The following is an 18,497-nucleotide window of genomic DNA, read 5'->3' as shown; positions in this document are numbered from 1 at the left end:
TTTTCCTTTTCTTCTAACTCATCCTGTTTAGCTAAAGAATGATAGTAATAAGCCACCTGCAATAACTGATGCAATCTGACCTGAAACGTTAGCGCCTACAGCATACATTAAGATAAAGTTTTGAGGATCTTCATCAGTAGCCATTTTTTGAATAACACGACTTGACATAGGGAAGGCTGAAATACCAGCCGCACCAATCATTGGGTTAATTTTGTTTTTACGGAAAAGATTTAAGATTTTAGCAAAAACAACACCACCAATAGAATCCATAATGAAAGCAACTAAACCAAAAAGAATAATCATCAAGGTTTGGAAATTCAAGAATAATTCAGCTTGCATTTTAACAGAAATGGTTAACCCTAGAAGGATTGATACAATATTAACCAACTCATTTTGAGCTGTCATTGACAAACGATCTAAAACGCCACACTCACGAAGAAGATTCCCAAACATTAAGAAACCTACAAGTGGTAAAGAAATTGGGGCGATAAATCCGGCTACGAATGTAATAACAATGGGGAAAAGAATTTTTGTTAATTTTGAAACACTTTCCGCTTTATAAGTCATACGTATTTGACGTTCTTTTTTGGTTGTAACCATTTTAATTGCAAATGGTTGAATAATTGGTACCAATGCCATATAAGAGTAAGCCGCAACTGTGATAGGTCCTAATAGTTTTGGTGCCAATTGGTTAGCAACAAAAATGGAGGTTGGACCATCTGCTGCACCGATGATACCGATAGAAGCAGCTTCTTTAATATCAAAACCAGCCATAACAGCTACAACTACTACAAAGAAAATCCCAAATTGGGCAGCTGCTCCAAATAAAAGCATAAATGGATTTTGTAATAAAGGACCAAAGTCAATCATTGCTCCAATACCAATAAAAATTAAGAGAGGGAATAACTCTGTTCCAATACCAATATTGAAGAGGGTGTCAAAGACACCTTCTTGGTGAACCCCATTGACAACTTGGGTTAAAACCCCAGTCCCTGGGAAGTTAACCAAAATTGTTCCAAGCCCCATCGGAACAAGAAGAGTTGGTTCATATTCTTTTTTAATACCTAAATACATTAATAGGCCACCGATGAGCATCATCACGATTTGCGGGATGGTGATCGATGTAATACCTTGAATTAATATTTCCACGTGACACTTCCTTTTCTATATTTATTTTTTTAATTAATTGTAATAAGACCGTCACCAGCATTAACTATTTGTCCTTGAGAAACGTGAATTGCTGAAACTGTTCCTGCTTGACTAGCAACAATCTCATTTTCCATTTTCATTGCCTCAAGAATCATTAATGGTTGGTTTTCCGAAACGCTGTCACCAACATTTACAAGAAGTTTTAAGATTGTTCCAGGCATTGGTGAAGCCATGGCATCTGCACTAGCTGGTGCTACCGGTGCCGCAGAAGCTGCTTTTTCTTCTGATTCTGGAGCTGGAGTTTCAGCTGCAGTAGGTGTAGATGCTGCAGGCGTTGGCGCAGGTGCCGGTGCCGGTGCTGGTGTTCCACCAATTTCTTCCATCTCAACCATATATTCTTTTCCATCAATACTAATTTTGAATTTGCGTAACATTTTTATTCTCCTATATTAATTATTTTTTGCGATAAACAGATTTGACGACTAATTGACTATCTGGTCGATCAATACTGGCAATACTCGTTGCTATTAAAGAAACCGTAACAACTTCGGGATTCCTTTGCCAAATTTTTTTTACCCTAAATTCACTTTCAGGTTGATCACCCGTAGCAATCGAACTGGCAATTAAAGTCACAAGTCGAGTGTCTTCAGGTTCGGCCGGAATATAACCAGGTAATAGTTCCCAATCATCTTGTTCTTGATTAACTATTGTCGTAGCCGGACTTTTTACTTCTATATCTACTTTGTTTTTCCCAAATAGACGTTGCAATATTCCCATCTATTTCCTCCTTTCAACTCCTCAAATCTTATAAGGCCTAGACCTTCTTAGGATTAATTCTAAATCTATTATATTATGAAAACGCATTTATTTTTGGCTTTTTTGTGTTTTTTCATTTTCTGATAATATCATTGAAAAATTTCTCTCTCTTTCGAAAATATTTTACTCTTTTATGTTTTTTTATTGTTTTTTCTTAAAAAAGCGCTTTCGTTTTCAAGCGCTTTCATATAAACTATGGTTGTTACTTGCTTAAAGACAGATATTTTAATGAAAATAGTAAGCTCTCTTTTAGCAAATACCCAATTTTATCACTAAATATATTTTATAAAAGGAGATGTCTATGTTACTCACTATTTTAGCTTATGCTATGATTGCCATTTTCATGTACGTTGTAATGTCTAAGAAAATGTCGCCGTTATCAGCATTAGTCATGATCCCTTTGGTATTCACCATTATCGCCTTCCTTACAGGTGTTGCGGATATCAAAGCTGACCCAGCCTTTGTTGAATCATTAGGCGGTGAAAAACTTGCCAATAACTTATCAGCTATTGGTCCTATGGTTTTATATGGTATTAACCAAACTGCCAAAACTGGTATTATGTTGCTTTTTGCAATCTTATACTTCTCAATCATGTTAGATACAGGTTTATTTGACCCTATTACAGAAAAAATGATTCGCTTCGCAAAAGGCGATCCTATGAAAGTCTTGATGGCAACCGCCATTGTTTCTGCAGCTGTATCTATGAATGGTGACGGTACAACAACAACATTAATCGTAGTTTCTGCTTTCTTACCAATTTATCAAAAATTGAACATGAAAGTCATGAACCTAGGTGTCCTCATCATCCTTCAAAATACTATTATGAACTTACTCCCATGGGGTGGTCCTACAGCACGCGCCATGTCTGTACTTAACGTTGGTTCAGAAATTCTCGCTTACCTAGCACCAGGAATGATTCTTTCACTTCTCTATGTTATCTTCTTTGTTGCCCCAAGCATGGGTCGTAAAGAACGTAAACGTCTTGGTATCACTAATCTTTCAGATGAAGAAATGAGTAAATTAACAAAAATTTCTGATCCTGAAAAAGAGGCAACACGCCGTCCAGATTTATTCCTTTTCAATGGCATTATGACTATTGTCTTAATCGCTTGGTTGGTTGCCGGTTCATTTATCTCAGCAATCGAAGTCCCTTCATTACTACTCTTTGCCGTTGGAACTATTGTTGCCTTGATGGTTAACTATCCAAACTTAAAAGATCAATCAAAACGTATCGGTGACAACGCCGGTGATGCCGTTCAAGTTGTTATTCTCGTCTTTGCTGCCGGAATCTTTATGGGATTATTCCAAGGATCAGGTATGGCGAATGCATTAGCACAAAGCTTTACCACTATTATTCCTAAACAATTAGCTGGATTCTGGGGAATAATTATAGCCCTCCTATCAGCTCCAGGAACATTCTTCCTTTCAAATGATGGATTCTACTACGGTATTATGCCAGTCCTTGCTCAAGCTGGTGCTCGTTATGGTTTTGATAATATGTCTATGGCATTAGCATCACTTATGGGACAAGCCTTCCACTTATTAAGCCCACTAGTAGCCTTTATTTATCTTCTCCTTCGTTTAACAGGATTAGATATGGGAGAATGGCAACGTACTGCTGGTAAATATGCCCTTGGTATCTTTATTATCTTTATCGTAACAATTGTTCTTATGGGACACATGCCAATCTACATTCCACAATAATGTGATTTACCTCCGCTAAAAAGGTTATTCTCCTAGTAGGATATCCTTTTTTTAATTAAAGAAACGACTCTTCAATTCAATTCTAGCTTAACCTATATTTATTAACAAAAATTGGTTATAATGTAATGAAAAGAAAAGCCTGAAGGAGACCCTATGACTTCAATCACACAATTGGTCAAAAATAACTTAGAATTATCAAAAAATATACCTCTAAAAATCGCCTTGTATGAAGCCTTTAAAAAAACCATTGTCCTGCGAGAAATACCAGCGGGAACACGTATCAATGAAAAAGAATTCTCAACAGAACTCAATATAAGCCGTACACCTATCCGGTACGCATTGGGTGTCCTAGAGGAAGAAAAATTAGTTGAACATATTCCTAATAGAGGAATTATTGTAAAAGGTGTTAGTTTACAAGATGCGCACGAAATTTTTGAAATTCGTAAATCACTTGAGACCCTTGCATCGACCACAGCCATGAATAAGATGACAAAAGCTGATTTTGATGAAATGAAGGAACTCCTAGACACTTGTGAGGGTTATTTATTAGAACACGAGATCGATAAGGTTCTAAAAAATTTCAACGACTTTAACAATTTGATTTATGAAAAGAGCCAAATGTTACGTCTTAAAGAAATTGTGTCTGAACTACAAGCCTATCTCCTCTATTTCAGACGCATCTCCATCTCTTCTGATGAGCGTCGTCGCAAGGCATTAGATGAACATTGGATGATTTATCGAGGTATGAAAAATAAGGACTACCAGCAAGTCACCTTAATTACCCACGAGCATTTAAACCACTCCTTAGATTTCATTATTCAAGAAATGGAACAAGACAATGATCCAAACAGATAAGTTGGCTTATTTCAGTCAATTAGCCATAAAAGCCCTACTCTACGAAGTAACCTTAACCCCAAAGCCGGGGCTTGTTGATGGGGCAAATAATGGATCTCATACTGACATGACCTTGACAACTTTCGTGGATTCTACTCTGGCGCTTGCTCCTCACTTCCAGCGCTATCTAGAGCTGGGTTATTCCCACCACCAAAAGAAACCAGAAGAACTCTTTGAACTTCTGCGACAAGAAGGTATACTAGCCGAAAAATCTATGTTTAAGGCCACTAAAGGCATCAATACCCACAAAGGCGTCAACTTCTCTTTCGCCTTGCTATTAGGTTCGACCGGCGCCTATCTCGCCCAACATCCAGAACTTTTAGACAGTCCTTCCTCTTTTTCAGCGGAAAATAGCCAAGCCATTTGTCAAGCTATCATCCCAATGACCAGTCATTTAATTGAAATGGATTTAGGCGATTTGCAGAGCAAAACAGAATTGACTTATGGTGAAAAACTCTATTTAAACTATGGTATCAAGGGGCCACGAGGCGAAGCCAGTCAAGGCTATCCTAGTATTTGGGAAAAGTCACTACCTTATCTACGACAGTTATCGAAAACGGAAATGTCAAGTCAAGAACAAGAACTACGACTCTTACTCTTTTTGATGACATTTGTTGAGGATGCTAATATCATCCACAGAGGAAGTATTGATGATATGTATCAGGTACAAGCTGAAAGTCAATCCATACTCAAAAATAGTGACACTTATGAACAGCTAGTTTGCAGCTTGGACGATTACAACTGTCACCTGGTCAAACGTCATCTTAGTCCAGGTGGTTCTGCAGACCTATTAGCTCTAACACTTTATTTTGCTTTTTTAGAAAAACTCATCTAACCAAAAAACAGGTTGCCAGTTAGCAACCTGTTTTTTTAATGGAAAAGATGGAAAATAAGTTTAATTAACAAGGGCATTATAATGACGGTGTACATGGTCCGACTAATCTGAATACCGGCAATCTTAGGCATATCGCCCCCTAATTCTCCTGCCAAAAGAGAAATATCTGTAGCACCGGCTGGTGAGGAGGCAAAGAGAGCCGACTGAATATCCAAAAGCCCGCGTTTATACATGAGATAGCCGAAAAAGGCATTAATCAACATGTAACTGCCAAGCATTAAAAGTATCGGAATAAACAAGTCTTTCATGTCCAATAAACTCTCATGAGTAAAACTCGTACCAATCAAAGCACCTGCTAAAATTTGGGCAAAGGACCTAATGGACTTGGTCATTTGCACCGTTTCTTTTTTTATTTTTAGGGCGGAAGATGCTAAAAGTGCAAAGATAAGTGCTCCGACGGGAACCCCTAAGGCATTGCCAATCAAGCCTGCAATGGTTGCCACTAGCAGAATGAGTAAGTCATTTTTAAGGCGATTCTTGCCAGCCAGCACTTGTCCTACTTTCCCTACTTGTTTTGAAGCAGTCGCAGACTTTTGTCTTAGCTCTGGTGCGAAGCGATTCGTTATAAAAGAAACCCAAGCGGGCAAAATTAATAAGATACCAATCAAACGAACGGATTGCATAGTCGCTACAATATCGGGCTTAGCCCCCATATCAATGGCCATCAGCGAAACATCAACTATACCTCCAGGCAAACAAGAAAGGAAAGCAGTCATCATATCCATCTTGAAAAAAGTCATAAAGACAGACCCTAAGACAAACATATTAAGGGTAAAAAGCGTCATGAGACCAGCTATAGCTTTTGCCAGATGTGGTAAATTCAAAAAATCTCTTTTTGAAACTTGCTGTCCTATATAGGCACCACTAATAATTTGAGCAAGTAGTTTAAACTGATGGGCAATGGTCATTTGTCCCGTTAGAATCGATATGACAGCAACAGCAATCATACTACCAATCATAAAGGCACCGGGGACTTTTAATTTCTTCGCTAGTAAGCCACCAACTAGGCCTACCAAAAGCGTCATTGTAAAACTAGTCACATCTTCTCCAATCTTTCTTTACTTTTTGTCATAACTGCTATTATACACTAAAAAGACCAAAAGAGATGATTGTCATTCATCTCTTTTAGCTTTTCAATTTTAATCCAGAGTTAATGGTTTTATCTTTCTAACGACATCAAGTAATGTGCCATCACGCGCTTCGACAAGAGCGACAACATCATCTTCCCATTCGAGATTTTTAGGGATACCAACTAAGTTGTAAGCTTTCTCCTTTAGAGATTCAATACTAACATGAGCAATACCAGCCTGGTCTAGGCAAGTTTTAATGTCTTCTCTTAATGGATTTACTGCAATACCATAATCAGTCACAAGAACATCAACACAATCTCCTGGTGTTGTTACTGTCACAACTTTTTCACAAACAGTAGCCATCCGACCACGGGTTAATGGTGTAACGATGATACAACATTTACTTCCTGCTGCAGTATCTGGATGCCCACCAGGAGCTCCTCTAAGAACACCATCTGAACCTGTGATAACATTGACATTAAAATCAGTATCAATCTCTAAAGCAGAGAGAACAACGAAGTCAAGAATGTTTACAAATGCACCTTTATTGAAGGGGTCTGCGTATTGACTAATACTCATCTCATGATGATTTGGGTGACTTTCTAAATGTTGACCTGCTGACAAATCAAAGTTTTGTACATCAAAGATGTGTCCTACTAAACCTTTGTCTTGTAAATCACAAATGGCTTTTGTAATCCCACCTACTGCAAACCCCATTTTCAAATTGCGCTCACGCATATGGGCTTCTAAGAAGCGGTTAACTGCCAAGGATGGTCCACCTGCACCAGTTTGGAAAGAGAAACCTTCTTTAAAATATGGCGTTGCAGCGATGATATTAGCAACATTTTCAGCCATCATCAATTCTCTAGGATCTTGAGTTGCCCTTGCTTCATTAGTTTGGATTTTTTTATTGTCACCAATTTCATCCACAACTACAACATAATCAACATTGATGGCGTCAACAGTACATGGAACATTTGGATAGTTATTTAATGTATCAGTGATAATGACAGTGTTATCAGCGTATCGGGAATCATCAATGGCATAGCCATAGAACCGAAATTATTTTTCCCGCCAGTTCCTTTTGAATTACCCTGTTTATCTGAAGATGCTGCTGCCATAAAGGCAATATCAATATGAACTTCACCTGCAGAAATAGCACGAGGACGTCCTCCGTGGCTACGAATGATAGCTGGAGTCTTTAGTTTCCCAGCCGAAACAACTTCTCCCACACGTCCACGGATACCAGAAGTTTGAATGCCCGTTACATATCCGGCTTCAATATAATCTGCAATCAAATCTTGAGCATCCCCTAAGGAAGTTGCTGCTATGTTTAAATCTCTAACGCCGAGTTCTTCAACCAAGACTTTTGCCACCATGCTCATCACATAGTCACCATTACGAAGCTCATGATGGAATGAAACTGTCATTCCATCATGAACACCAATTTTTTCACAGGCTTCTTTTATCGATTTGACAACTTTACTTTCTACTGGTTTTACAAAGGGACGTGATTTAGGGGCTGCCTTTTGAAAAAATTTTCCATCCATATAATACTTGCCCTGATATAATTCATAATTGTTAATTAAAAATTGTTCAGGTATATCGCGATTTACTGCATTTTTCATAATTTTTCCCTTTCTTACAATTCCCCATGGCAGATGCCACTAGCTTTTGCTAAGTCAATAATCCGTTGAGCGTCTTCAAAGAATGGTTTATCTACCATTTTACCGTCAACAGTGTAAACACCCACACCACTATCTAATTGTTCATTCATGGAACGAAGAAGTTTTTCAGAATAGGCAATTTCTTCTTTTGACGGAGCAAATAATTCATGAACCAAACGAATTTGTCGCGGATTGATGATGGATTTTCCATCAAATCCCATTTTTCGGTCTAATTCAACTTCTTCGCGATACCCTTCCATATCTTCAATTCGAGGGTAGTTAGTATCGTAACATTGAATACCAGCTGCACGTGCTGCTAATAGCATGAGGCCTCGGGCTGTATTAATTTCAATACCGCCTTTTTCGATTCCCACATGCATGGACTTTCTGAAATCTCCCCCTGCGATAGCTACACCAAACATTCTGTCAGATGCCATGCAGATTTCAAGTGCATTTAATATGCCTAATGGACTTTCAAGTGCTGCCATTAAAAGTGTTCGACCTTCTTCTTTGCCAAATTCTTTTTCAGCGGCTAATACTGCTGCCTCAACAGTCTGGACGTCTTTTGCTGATTCACATTTTGCAATCCGAATACCATCAGCTCCACCAGCTACAGAAACACGAATATCTTCTTGCCAATGTGGAGTATCAAGGCCATTAATACGGACTAACACTTCTGTTTTACCATAATCTACAGTAGTCAAAGCATGGTAAAGAGAAAAACGTGCTGCATCTTTTTGGTTTTCTGCAACAGCATCTTCTAAGTCTAAAATAAGGCTATCAGAACCAAAAATATATGCATCTTTAAGTAAGGCAGGATTTTGTGCGTTTAAGAACATCATTGTTCGACGTAAACGATTTTTTTCTGGTTTTGGTCTTGTGATTGTCATTAGAATTCCCCCCATGGAATATTACTTTCCGATAGATCATTACTTCTATAAACGGCTGCTTCAATACGAGCTTTAATAGTACAATCTAATGCTCCTTTATCAACTAGCATAACTTTTCCTGCAGTAACACCTAATCGCTCTAAAACCTGATTTACTGTCCTTTGAATTTCCAAACCATATTGATTCATTACACTGCTTTCAATACAAATTTGCAAATCATCATCTTGAGGCTCCACTATAACTTGAACATCCGAGGATTCTAATGTCCCAGCAATGGCTGTTTTTTTGATTTCCATATAATACTCCTTGTCTTTTGATACTTCCATTATAACTATGAGAAAAGAGAAGTAAAATCTCCCCTTTTCATCGTCTTTCATGCCTTTTAGGAATAATACCTTCATATGATGATAGTGTTTCCAACTAAGACTACACAGGCAAGTTTTCACATTTTTTCAAATTCTTTTCATGTCAAAAAGTTATGATTGACCTAAATGTTTTTTCACTGTTTTTCTTCCTATTTCACTTTGAAATATAGCTAGCGCGTGTATAATAGACTATAAAAAGGGGAACATGATGGATGAAAGAGACTTTGAGTTATTAATTACACTTGATAAAACTCAAAATATTACACATGCTGCTGACCGTTTATATGTAACCCAGTCAGCATTATCAAAAAGAATTAATGCTATTGAACAAGAATTAAATGAACAAATAATGATTAGATCTCGCCAAGGTATCAGATTCACACCGCCGGGTGAAATTGTCTTGAAGCATGCTTATGTAATTGTCGATAAATTACAAGCTATGCGTGAAGAAATTCAATTACAAAAAAATGTCATCTCTGGAACAATACGTGCTGGTATTTCTATCAATTACGCACAATATGCCTTCCCAGAATTACTGGCAAAATATCGACAAGAATTTCCTCACGTCAATATCCAAATCAAAACAAATTATAGTCGAAAAGTTTATCAAGAATTACTTTCAGGGAAGATTGACATTGCTATTGTCCGTGGCGAATTTCAATGGAAAGAAGAAAAAATCTTACTCAATCGTGAACGGGTTAATTTAATACATTCTTCAGACAAGCAAAATCTCGATTTAGGGAAACTTCCATACATTGGGAGACATTCAGACTTAAGTTTTGAGCGAGAAGTATCCAAGTGGATGCAAGAAAACCATTTACAACCCAATAAACATAATGGCATAAATGTTGATAATGTCACAACCTGTGTCGAAATGGTTACACGAGGACTTGGCTGGGCTATTGTCCCAGATATTGGATTACATGAATTCGAAGGACGGATAGAAAAGCTTACTTTCAAAAATGGTGAACCCTTTGTAAGATCAACTTATTTACTCTACAATAAAGAAGCTTTTCAACTGCCACAAGTTGCTGCTTTCGTCAAAACTGCCCAATCACTTACCGATTAGAAAGGATTTCCTATGTCAGAATTTACCGTTTCAAAAATTTTCCCTTCAGACAAGGTTAATCAGGACAAAGTCACGCAATTATTGGAAGATGCTGGAATAAAACGCGACCAGAATCTTGACTACACCTGTGGTATTTTCGAGGACGACGGCACATTAATCGCTACTGGGAGTTTATTTGCCAATACCCTGCGTTGTTTTGCCATCTGTAAACGATACAGCGGTGCCGCCTTGCTTAATGTCCTAGTTACTCACCTGATTAGCATCCAGTTTGAGCGTGGTAACACCCATCTCTTTGTCTACACGAAACCTGAGACCAGTAAATTCTTCAAAGACTTAGGCTTCTATACTATCGCTGAAATTCCTAATCTGGTCACCTTTATGGAAAATCGTAAGTCTGGCTTTGCCGATTACCTCAAAAAGCTCAAGGACGAAAGCAAAACGACTCAAGAGAGTGCGGCCATCGTCATGAACGCCAACCCTTTTACTTTAGGCCATCTTCATTTGGTGGAAAAAGCTGCTGCAGAAAATAAGCTTGTCCACCTTTTCATGGTCAGTCAGGATAGTAGCTTAATTCCATTTAAGGTTCGCAAAGAATTAATCCTTGCTGGTACAGCGCATCTGAACAATATTGTCTACCATGAAACAGGTCCTTACATTATTAGTCAAGCAACATTCCCAAGTTACTTTCAAAAGGATCAAGAAAGTGTTATTAGAAGTCAAGCACAATTAGACTTAAGGATTTTTGTGGCCATTGCAAAAGAACTTGGCATTAGCAGACGCTATGTAGGAGATGAACCAACAAGTATGGTGACAAACCTCTATAACAGAATCATGCAAGAAAACTTACCTCAAAGTGGGATAAACTGTACCATTATTCCTCGGATTGAAAGTGATGGTCAAGCTATTAGTGCATCAACTGTTCGCCAATATATCAAAGAAGATAACCTTTCTGCTATCAAAGCTCTAGTCCCTCAATCAACTTTCGACTACTTAAATAGTCCAGAGGCGCAAGACATCATTGATAATATCAAAAAACAAGCTAATGTTATCCATTACTAAGACATAAAACCACCAGTTTCCCATACAAAACTGGTGGCTTTTCACTAAATATATTATATAAAATAATACCGAAGATACTGCTATTATAGCATTGTTTTTGATAAAAAACCTATGCTATAATGACGATAAAGACTGAGTCGAGGAATCACATATGGAAATCAAAGATATTGAATATATTAAAGCTATCTTAGACCACGGAAGTGTCACGAAAGCTGCGGAAGCACTTTATATCACACAACCATCCTTAAGCACCTACATCAAAAATATGCAGCAACGCTTAGGCTTTGATGTTTTTATCCAACATGGCAAGAAATTCGAACTCACTTACCTTGGGGAAGAATTTTTAAAATATGGTCTTCAAATCTTAAGAATCAAGGAAGACTTTTATGATCGTCTTCAAAATATTCAAGACAATCAATATGGTCGCTTAAAAATTGCCATTCCTTTATTGCGGAGTTCTTATTTAGTTCCTGTTCTTTTGCCTATATTTAAGGAACTTTATCCAAATGTTGATATTCTTTTGAATGAATCCTCATCAGCAAATTTCCCTAGTTTAGTTGAAAATGGGGATGTTGATTTAGCCTTAATGAACCGGTCTGATAGTTATGATCATCTGCAAACCGAAAAAATTAAGTCCGAAGAAATACTACTTGCACTCCCAACGAAACACACTTTATGTCCTAAAGCAATCAGAGATGACCGACACGAATTCCCAGTTCTTGATTTAAGGGATTTGAAAGAGGAAGTTTTTATCCTCCACCAACCTGATCAGTTTTCCCGTCAAGTGGCTGATACCATATTCACCAAACATGATTTCCATCCAGATAAAATATTAGCAACCAGAAATATTGAAACTGCTACAAATCTGGTTGCTAATAATCTAGGTGTTTGTTTCATCAACAATAGTCATACTAAACATTTAATCACAGATAAATTGTCATTCTTTTCATTAAAAATTCCATTTTATGTTGATTTGATTGTAGCCTATCGCAAAAATCGACAGTTGCCTTCTTATGCTAAAAGCTTTATTGATATTTGTAAAGATACCATTTAAAGTGGGATGGCACCTGTCAAAATGGCAATGGCAGTTTGTAGAACAAAACTGATTAAACCCCATTTTAAGTATTCTTTTTGATAATCGACAAAGCTAACTTCAGTACGGTCTACTAAGACATATAAGAAGGCAACTAATGGACTAGCAAAACGAACAGCTTGACCCATTAAAGAGGCTACCCCAATTTCCACTGGTGTTGCACCATAGCTATAGGCAATCGGTGCAATTACCGGTAAAATTCCAAAATAGAAGGCATCATTTGGCAGGAAGAATAATCCTGGCAAGGAGATTAAAGCTAGGATAAAGGGAATATAGGAACCTAGGTTTTCTGGAATCATAGATACTAATTGTGTCGCAATAGCACTACTCATGCCTGAACCATTTAAGATTCCCATAATAACACCTGCACCAAAGACAAGTGAAACAGGTCCTAAGGCTTCTGCACCATTAGCTAATAGACGTGAATTTTGTAAATCAAGGTCTTTATAATTGACCATTAAAGCGATACCAGTTCCTAAAAGGAAGAGAATACCACCATTAATCACATCCATAATCAACAAGACCATGATAGCAATGGTTAAAGCTAAGTTGAACCAAATCAATTTTGGTCGTTTGTATTGAATATTATTTAAGGTAACATCTGAAATAATATGTTCTGTTTCATCATCCGTTAAGATACCCATGCCTGGTTTATAACCAAGGCGTTTTCTTTCTTTCTTCCCATAAGTGTAAGCCTGGAAAATACACAATAGTCCGGCCGCAAACATTCCTGGTAATACTGGTAGCAAGAACTCTTTAGGCCCAATATTTAGTACAGGCATTGCGCGAGCCATTGGTCCACTCCAAGGAACCAAATTCATAACAGAATTACCAAAACCGATAATAGCTGCTAGGTAAATCTGTTTCATGCCCATTTTTTTGTACATGAGAAGCATGGCTGAAGTTACGATTAATACCGTAGTTGTTCCGTCTCCATCAAGTGAAACTGCAAGTGTAATAAGAGCAGAGGCGATGGTAATCTTCATCGGGTCTCCCTTGGCCCATTTAATCATATAGACCGCTAATGGATCAAAGAGACCAGCATCGAGCATTACTGAGAAATAGAGAATGGCAAAAAGCAACAAAGTAATTGTCGGAGCAACACCGGCAGTAATTTTTCCTGCGTCACCTGGTTTGAAATAAAGTCCCTCAAAAATCCACTGGAAAGCGTCTAAAATCGGGGTCTTTGTTACAAGTGCTGCAATTAAGCCAAAGACGACGGGGACTAAGACTAAACCATTAAAAGGCGTCATCTTTTTTGTCAAAAGTAAGACCATAAAGGTCACGATCATTAAATAACCTAGTATTGCAAGCATCCGCTATGCCTCCTCTATATAGGCAGTACCAGTCATCAATTTTCTTGCTGTACGATAACTTGACACTGACTGAATCTCTTGTTTATTGTCTTGTTTTTGTGCCAAGGTAGAAACTGTAATTTTACCACTACTATGACCAATCTCAAGAGCTTTATCTTGATTTTTATTTTTTAATAAATCATGCACTAAAGTACCTTCAATATAGCTTGCTGCTCCAGTACAAAGCGCACCTGTTAAGGCAATTGATTTGTGGGCCTTTTGCATGCTCATCATTCTGACACTTAAGTCATAATCATTAGCAGCGATAGATACCCCTTCTGTTGTTTGATAGTCAATCGGACTTGCTATCAGAGTCATTTTAGGAACGCCTGGCGTTACGACAGCACTATCTTTGTAATCATCAATGATTCCCATTAATACAGCTGCTTTACCACGGATTTCTTCCAAAAGACTTAGCAAAGGAACATTACTATCAATTTCTTCTGGTGTTTCAATTCCTTGTAAATCAAGGTCTTCTGCTTTGAGATAGACTAAAGGATTTGCTGCATCGACAATGGACACAGTTACCCTATTACCATTTTCTAAGTCAATCTCATCTTTGAGTTTACCAGTCGGCAATAACTTGCCTGAAAAGGCACCCGAAGGATCTAAAAATTCCAATTCAATTTTGAGACCTTTTCCTGGTACTCCAGAAATCTCAAAATCACCTTCATAGGTCAATTGACCATTTGGTGTTGGGATATATTCATTAATAACTTTCTTGGTGTTTGTATTATAAACAGCAACCTTTGTCATTGGAGAAGTTATTTCAACAAGTTGGTTTTCAATGGCATAAATTCCGACAGCAGAGGAGATATTCCCGCAGTTTCCTGAGTAGGAAACTACAGGTTTATCTACTGATACTTGAGCAAATGTGTAATTAACATCCCAAGCATTTTTTACTTCTTTGGAAATGATGGCAACTTTACTTGTTGTTGAAACAGCTCCGCCCAGACCATTAATTTGTCTAGTATCTGGACTTCCCATGAGTTTCAGTAAAATGAGATTACGGGCATCTTCTTCTACTGGAAGGTTAGCTTCGTCGATAAAAAGACCCTTACTTGTTCCACCACGATAGATACTAACAGGTATTTCTACTAACATAGCAACTTCCTTTCCTTATTGTGAATTAGATTTTTGCAAGAAGATTTGTTAATTCACTAATCTCAATTTCTTCTAAACGATTGATAGCATCCGCAATTTCTGAAGCTAAATTAGAATCAATATTTGCTGTCAATAAATTGTATTTCTCTAAAAGAACATCCCATGTTGCTGGACGAGAAGTAAAGCCTTGGTAGTCATCTTTATTGATTTCGTATACTTTACCATCATTTGTTTCCACTTCAAGCTTGATAGCCATTTCTTTAGGGAAGCGTTGGCTAAACTCTGGATTTTCTTTAACAGTCACTTTTTGAAGGAGACTTTGAATATCATCAGCTAAAATACGATCTTGCTCGTATTGTGCTGGCAATACTTGTCCATCAAGGTATGCTGCAGATAGCATATATGGAAGTGAATGGTCAGCTTCTTCTTTAACACGAATTGTTTTCTTCTCGCCTTCTTCACCACCACCAATGATATTGAAGGCAACATCAAAGGTATCTAAACGAATTTCTTTAATGTCTTCTGCTGGGATATTTTCTTTATTACGGAATTCAATCAATCCTTCAATTGATGATTGTGAATGAATTTCAGCATTGTAACGTTTGATGATTGTGTCAAGGACACGACCTAAACCTTCATTTTCCCAATCAATCTCAAATTGACCAGCAATTGTTTCGTAGAAACCTTTATTTCCTTCAAAAACTTCTCGTGGACCTGTGATGTCATATTTAGCGAGTAAAGCGGAAGACATCGCACCACGTGCTGTATTTGGAGCAGCCAAACCTTTCCAGTTTGATAAAGCACCAGTTCTTGTTACACGAAGTGAGTTATAGCTTGTACCTGAGATTGAAATCGCATTAGCAATTTGTTTTGCATCCAAGCCAAGAGCTTTGGCTGCACCAGCTGCTGCACCATATGCTTCTTGCACCGTGTGGTCAAAACCATGTTTACGAACAGGAGCTTCATCTGATAAACGACATTGAATTTGGTAAGCAATTGCTAAACCAAGCAAGAAGTCTTTACCAGTTCCACCATTATGTTCAGTCGCTGCAAGAACTGCTGAGATATTGTCTGAAGGGTGACAAGTTTCGCCTTTTGCAAGATATGAATCATTATAATCTAAATAGCGAATAGTTGCACCATTGAATAAAGCTGCGTAATCAGGGGTTGTTTTACCGCCACCGATTAAAGTTGCTGAACCATCTTTAGTTAAATCATGTGTCATTTTTTGAATGCTTTTGATTGTTTCACTCTCTAAAGATCCAATTGCACACCCAATAGCATCAAGAACACGACCTTTTAAGGCTGCAATTTCTTCCTTAGATAAGTCTTCAAATGATTTCGCATCAACCCATTTACCAATTTGTTCAACTACTGTAAGTTCTGTCATTTTTTTGTCTCCTTAATTTTTATAATGTCATTATAACGTAAACGCATTCATGCAACAAATTGATAAATGCGATGATAATTATAGCTAAAACCTATTATTAATCATAAAAAAGAAGCACTTCTGTATGAAAAGTGCCTATTTTTAGGGTTTTCTTCCTTAAAATTACCAAAAATATTTAGTATTTAAGAGAAAAATTTGCAAAATTGCCAAGTATTTCCAAGTGTTCTTTTTATGTTTTTTAATCTAAAACTAAAAGAGCTATTATATTTTCTGTTACTTTCTTAACATTATCCAAAGTTCTTTCCGTCTCCATAGCTGCGGCTAGGGTCAAAACTTGTCTTTGGATAGCAAAAACTGCCGTGAAATAGTCAGAAGTGTTGGTAAATTTAGGAGAAATACTGCCACAAAGGGCAATGACGGGTTTGCCATGTTTTTGAGCCATTGATGCCACACCAACTGGGACCTTTCCAGACTTGGATTGCTTATCCAGTTGGCCTTCGCCTGTTATGATAATATCAGAAGCTTTGATTTGATCTTCTAAACCAATGAGGCTTGCAATGCTAGGAAAGCCTGCTTCTAATCTACCACCGAGTATTCTGATCGCAGCGCCCAGTCCTCCCGCGGCACCCGTACCGGGTATAGCCTGCAGGTCAAGCCCACTTTGGGTGCTAACCATTTTCGCAAAAGACCTGGCCCAAGCATCACTGTCGGCAATATCCTGAGGACTGCCACCTTTTTGTGCACCAAAAACAGCAGCATAGCCCTGAGGACCGAAATAGGGATTGGTGACATCGGTCAAACCAATCAGCTCAACCTGAGAGGGCAAGCGGAAGGTCTCGTCTGTCAATGAAAAATTCAGACTTTCTAAAAGGCCATAACCCCCATCAGAAGAGCCCGTCCCACCTAATGTCAGATAAATTTTCTGACAGTTTCGGTCAATAGCATCCAAAATGACAGCCCCAAGCCCAAAGGAAGTAGCCTGACGATAAGTCTCCGAAGTCGGCACAATCTTATCCAGACCCACAACCTCAGCCGACTCAATAAAAGCCATGTCGCCAACCTTCAAATACTTTGCCATAATCGGTCTTTTTAACAAATCAAAGGTAGCAACTTCAATAAATTCCCCATCTAAGTTTTCTGCTAAAGCAGCAATGCTCCCCTCGCCCCCGTCAGCAATAGCAACCTTGGTTACCCTTGCTTCCGGCATAACAGCCAAAATACCAGCTTCCACCGCCGCATTGAGCTGACTACTAGTGGCAGAGCCTTTAAAAGAATCAATTGCAATCGTAAAATGCATGCTTTCACCTTTCAGAATAGGATGATTTCTCATCAGTACTACTATCGTAAGTCTTACTAATAGTATATCAGATAAGTATACAATTAATAATGGATAGGCTTCTTAACTGTAATGTTCATTACCAGAAACAGATAAATCCAAGAAAAGCGTAACATTTTTAATTATAAATATTAACTTAATGAGATATTTATTATATAATAATTATAAAAATCACATATCTTGAGTAAGGATGACTTCAGTGAAGCAAGAAAAAATCACACCAGTATTAAGTCTTCTAACTGCAACTCAAAAGACACATCTCTATCAGTCAAATAAGCAGTTTAAACAGGTTATTAGTGAGGCAATTGACAGCCTAAATATGGGTGACGATCCTGATATAGCAATGGTTCGATTGGCTCCATTTTTAGACCAGTACCTCATAAGTAACCCTTGTCAAGAGCTAATTGACTTACAGCTCTATCTACTTAAAGGTACAAATAAATATCGCGGTATTATAAATTTGACCGGATGGTTTCACTAAAGATCGTCATGGATAAGATTAACCCCGACCACTGATATGTACCCCTTTTAATGGACTAATCCAGTGAAAGGGGTTTTTGTATGAAATATAATTATAATTTTAAATTAAATGCAGTAAACATGTATCGATCAGGTCAGTGGATAGAGACTCCAGTTGGTA

At 37.8% G+C, this 18,497-nt stretch carries 17 protein-coding genes and 1 pseudogene; 7 read left to right on the top strand and 11 right to left on the bottom strand.

Features of this window, described 5'->3' with window-relative positions; translation table 11 throughout:
- Positions 1–27: 27 nt before the first annotated feature.
- The 3 genes from AT575_RS00580 to AT575_RS00570 are packed head-to-tail and all read right to left on the bottom strand — an operon-like array spanning position 28 to position 1,926.
- Complete coding sequence (locus tag AT575_RS00580) at positions 28–1,149, bottom strand: sodium ion-translocating decarboxylase subunit beta (protein ID WP_071793925.1); 1,122 nt, start codon at positions 1,147–1,149, stop codon at positions 28–30.
- Between the two features lie 29 nt (positions 1,150–1,178).
- Entirely contained in the window at positions 1,179–1,583 is a 405-nt protein-coding gene (locus AT575_RS00575) for an acetyl-CoA carboxylase biotin carboxyl carrier protein subunit (RefSeq protein WP_102776699.1), read from the bottom strand.
- A gap of 19 nt (positions 1,584–1,602) precedes the next feature.
- Positions 1,603–1,926: a hypothetical protein gene (locus AT575_RS00570; protein WP_102776698.1), complete on the bottom strand. Its 324-nt coding sequence runs from the start codon at positions 1,924–1,926 to the stop codon at positions 1,603–1,605.
- A gap of 340 nt (positions 1,927–2,266) precedes the next feature.
- Here AT575_RS00570 and AT575_RS00565 point away from each other — a divergent pair, with 340 nt between their 5' ends.
- From AT575_RS00565 to citG, 3 genes are all read left to right on the top strand, one after another.
- The gene (locus AT575_RS00565; RefSeq protein ID WP_102776697.1) at positions 2,267–3,670 is read left to right on the top strand and encodes a CitMHS family transporter; all 1,404 of its coding nucleotides are present in this window, start codon (positions 2,267–2,269) and stop codon (positions 3,668–3,670) included.
- Positions 3,671–3,823: 153 nt separating this feature from the next.
- Complete coding sequence (locus AT575_RS00560) at positions 3,824–4,525, top strand: GntR family transcriptional regulator (protein ID WP_102776696.1); 702 nt, start codon at positions 3,824–3,826, stop codon at positions 4,523–4,525.
- Positions 4,509–5,399: a triphosphoribosyl-dephospho-CoA synthase CitG gene (gene citG / locus AT575_RS00555; protein ID WP_102776695.1), complete on the top strand. Its 891-nt coding sequence runs from the start codon at positions 4,509–4,511 to the stop codon at positions 5,397–5,399. The genes AT575_RS00560 and citG overlap by 17 nt, the downstream gene beginning before the upstream one ends.
- Before the next feature lie 35 nt (positions 5,400–5,434).
- Here citG and AT575_RS00550 read toward each other — a convergent pair whose 3' ends face one another.
- From AT575_RS00550 to citD, 4 genes and pseudogenes are all read right to left on the bottom strand, one after another.
- Positions 5,435–6,484, bottom strand: a complete 1,050-nt coding sequence (locus tag AT575_RS00550) for an AbrB family transcriptional regulator (RefSeq protein ID WP_102776694.1) — start codon at positions 6,482–6,484, stop codon at positions 5,435–5,437.
- A 114-nt stretch (positions 6,485–6,598) separates the two neighbouring features.
- A pseudogene (citF, locus tag AT575_RS00545) lies at positions 6,599–7,959 on the bottom strand (citrate lyase subunit alpha).
- A 212-nt stretch (positions 7,960–8,171) separates the two neighbouring features.
- Complete coding sequence (locus tag AT575_RS00540) at positions 8,172–9,086, bottom strand: aldolase/citrate lyase family protein (protein ID WP_245871407.1); 915 nt, start codon at positions 9,084–9,086, stop codon at positions 8,172–8,174.
- A complete protein-coding gene (citD, locus tag AT575_RS00535; RefSeq protein WP_102776692.1) occupies positions 9,086–9,382 on the bottom strand; it encodes a citrate lyase acyl carrier protein in 297 nt (98 codons plus the stop codon). Before citD ends, AT575_RS00540 begins: the two co-directional genes overlap by 1 nt.
- A gap of 277 nt (positions 9,383–9,659) precedes the next feature.
- On the opposite strand from citD, the gene AT575_RS00530 reads away from it, so the two are divergent.
- The 3 genes from AT575_RS00530 to AT575_RS00520 all read left to right on the top strand — a co-directional run bounded on the left by AT575_RS00530 (position 9,660) and on the right by AT575_RS00520 (position 12,633).
- Complete coding sequence (locus tag AT575_RS00530; RefSeq protein ID WP_102776691.1) at positions 9,660–10,520, top strand: LysR family transcriptional regulator; 861 nt, start codon at positions 9,660–9,662, stop codon at positions 10,518–10,520.
- Positions 10,521–10,532: 12 nt separating this feature from the next.
- Positions 10,533–11,579, top strand: a complete 1,047-nt coding sequence (citC, locus tag AT575_RS00525; RefSeq protein WP_102776690.1) for a [citrate (pro-3S)-lyase] ligase — start codon at positions 10,533–10,535, stop codon at positions 11,577–11,579.
- Positions 11,580–11,730: 151 nt separating this feature from the next.
- Positions 11,731–12,633, top strand: coding sequence for a LysR family transcriptional regulator (locus tag AT575_RS00520; RefSeq protein ID WP_102776689.1), 903 nt, complete (start codon positions 11,731–11,733; stop codon positions 12,631–12,633).
- On the opposite strand, the gene AT575_RS00515 is transcribed toward AT575_RS00520, so the two are convergent.
- The 4 genes from AT575_RS00515 to AT575_RS00500 form a co-directional block, all read right to left on the bottom strand.
- The gene (locus tag AT575_RS00515) at positions 12,630–13,988 is read right to left on the bottom strand and encodes a CitMHS family transporter (RefSeq protein WP_071793934.1); all 1,359 of its coding nucleotides are present in this window, start codon (positions 13,986–13,988) and stop codon (positions 12,630–12,632) included. The genes AT575_RS00520 and AT575_RS00515 overlap by 4 nt on opposite strands.
- Before the next feature lie 3 nt (positions 13,989–13,991).
- A complete protein-coding gene (locus tag AT575_RS00510) occupies positions 13,992–15,131 on the bottom strand; it encodes a 2-methylaconitate cis-trans isomerase PrpF family protein (protein ID WP_102776688.1) in 1,140 nt (379 codons plus the stop codon).
- 25 nt (positions 15,132–15,156) lie between these two features.
- Positions 15,157–16,521 (bottom strand): MmgE/PrpD family protein, encoded by a 1,365-nt coding sequence (locus AT575_RS00505; RefSeq protein WP_102776687.1) that lies wholly within the window; start codon positions 16,519–16,521, stop codon positions 15,157–15,159.
- 238 nt (positions 16,522–16,759) lie between these two features.
- Entirely contained in the window at positions 16,760–17,818 is a 1,059-nt protein-coding gene (locus AT575_RS00500) for a glycerate kinase family protein (protein ID WP_102776686.1), read from the bottom strand.
- Between the two features lie 238 nt (positions 17,819–18,056).
- Between AT575_RS00500 and AT575_RS00495 the strand changes: the two genes are divergently transcribed.
- Positions 18,057–18,338, top strand: coding sequence for a hypothetical protein (locus AT575_RS00495; RefSeq protein WP_102776685.1), 282 nt, complete (start codon positions 18,057–18,059; stop codon positions 18,336–18,338).
- Positions 18,339–18,497 lie beyond the last annotated feature (159 nt).

The organism is Streptococcus penaeicida, assembly GCF_002887775.1.
Classification (GTDB): Bacteria; Bacillota; Bacilli; order Lactobacillales; family Streptococcaceae; genus Streptococcus; species Streptococcus penaeicida.
This window is presented reverse-complemented; position numbering and strand designations above follow the sequence as displayed.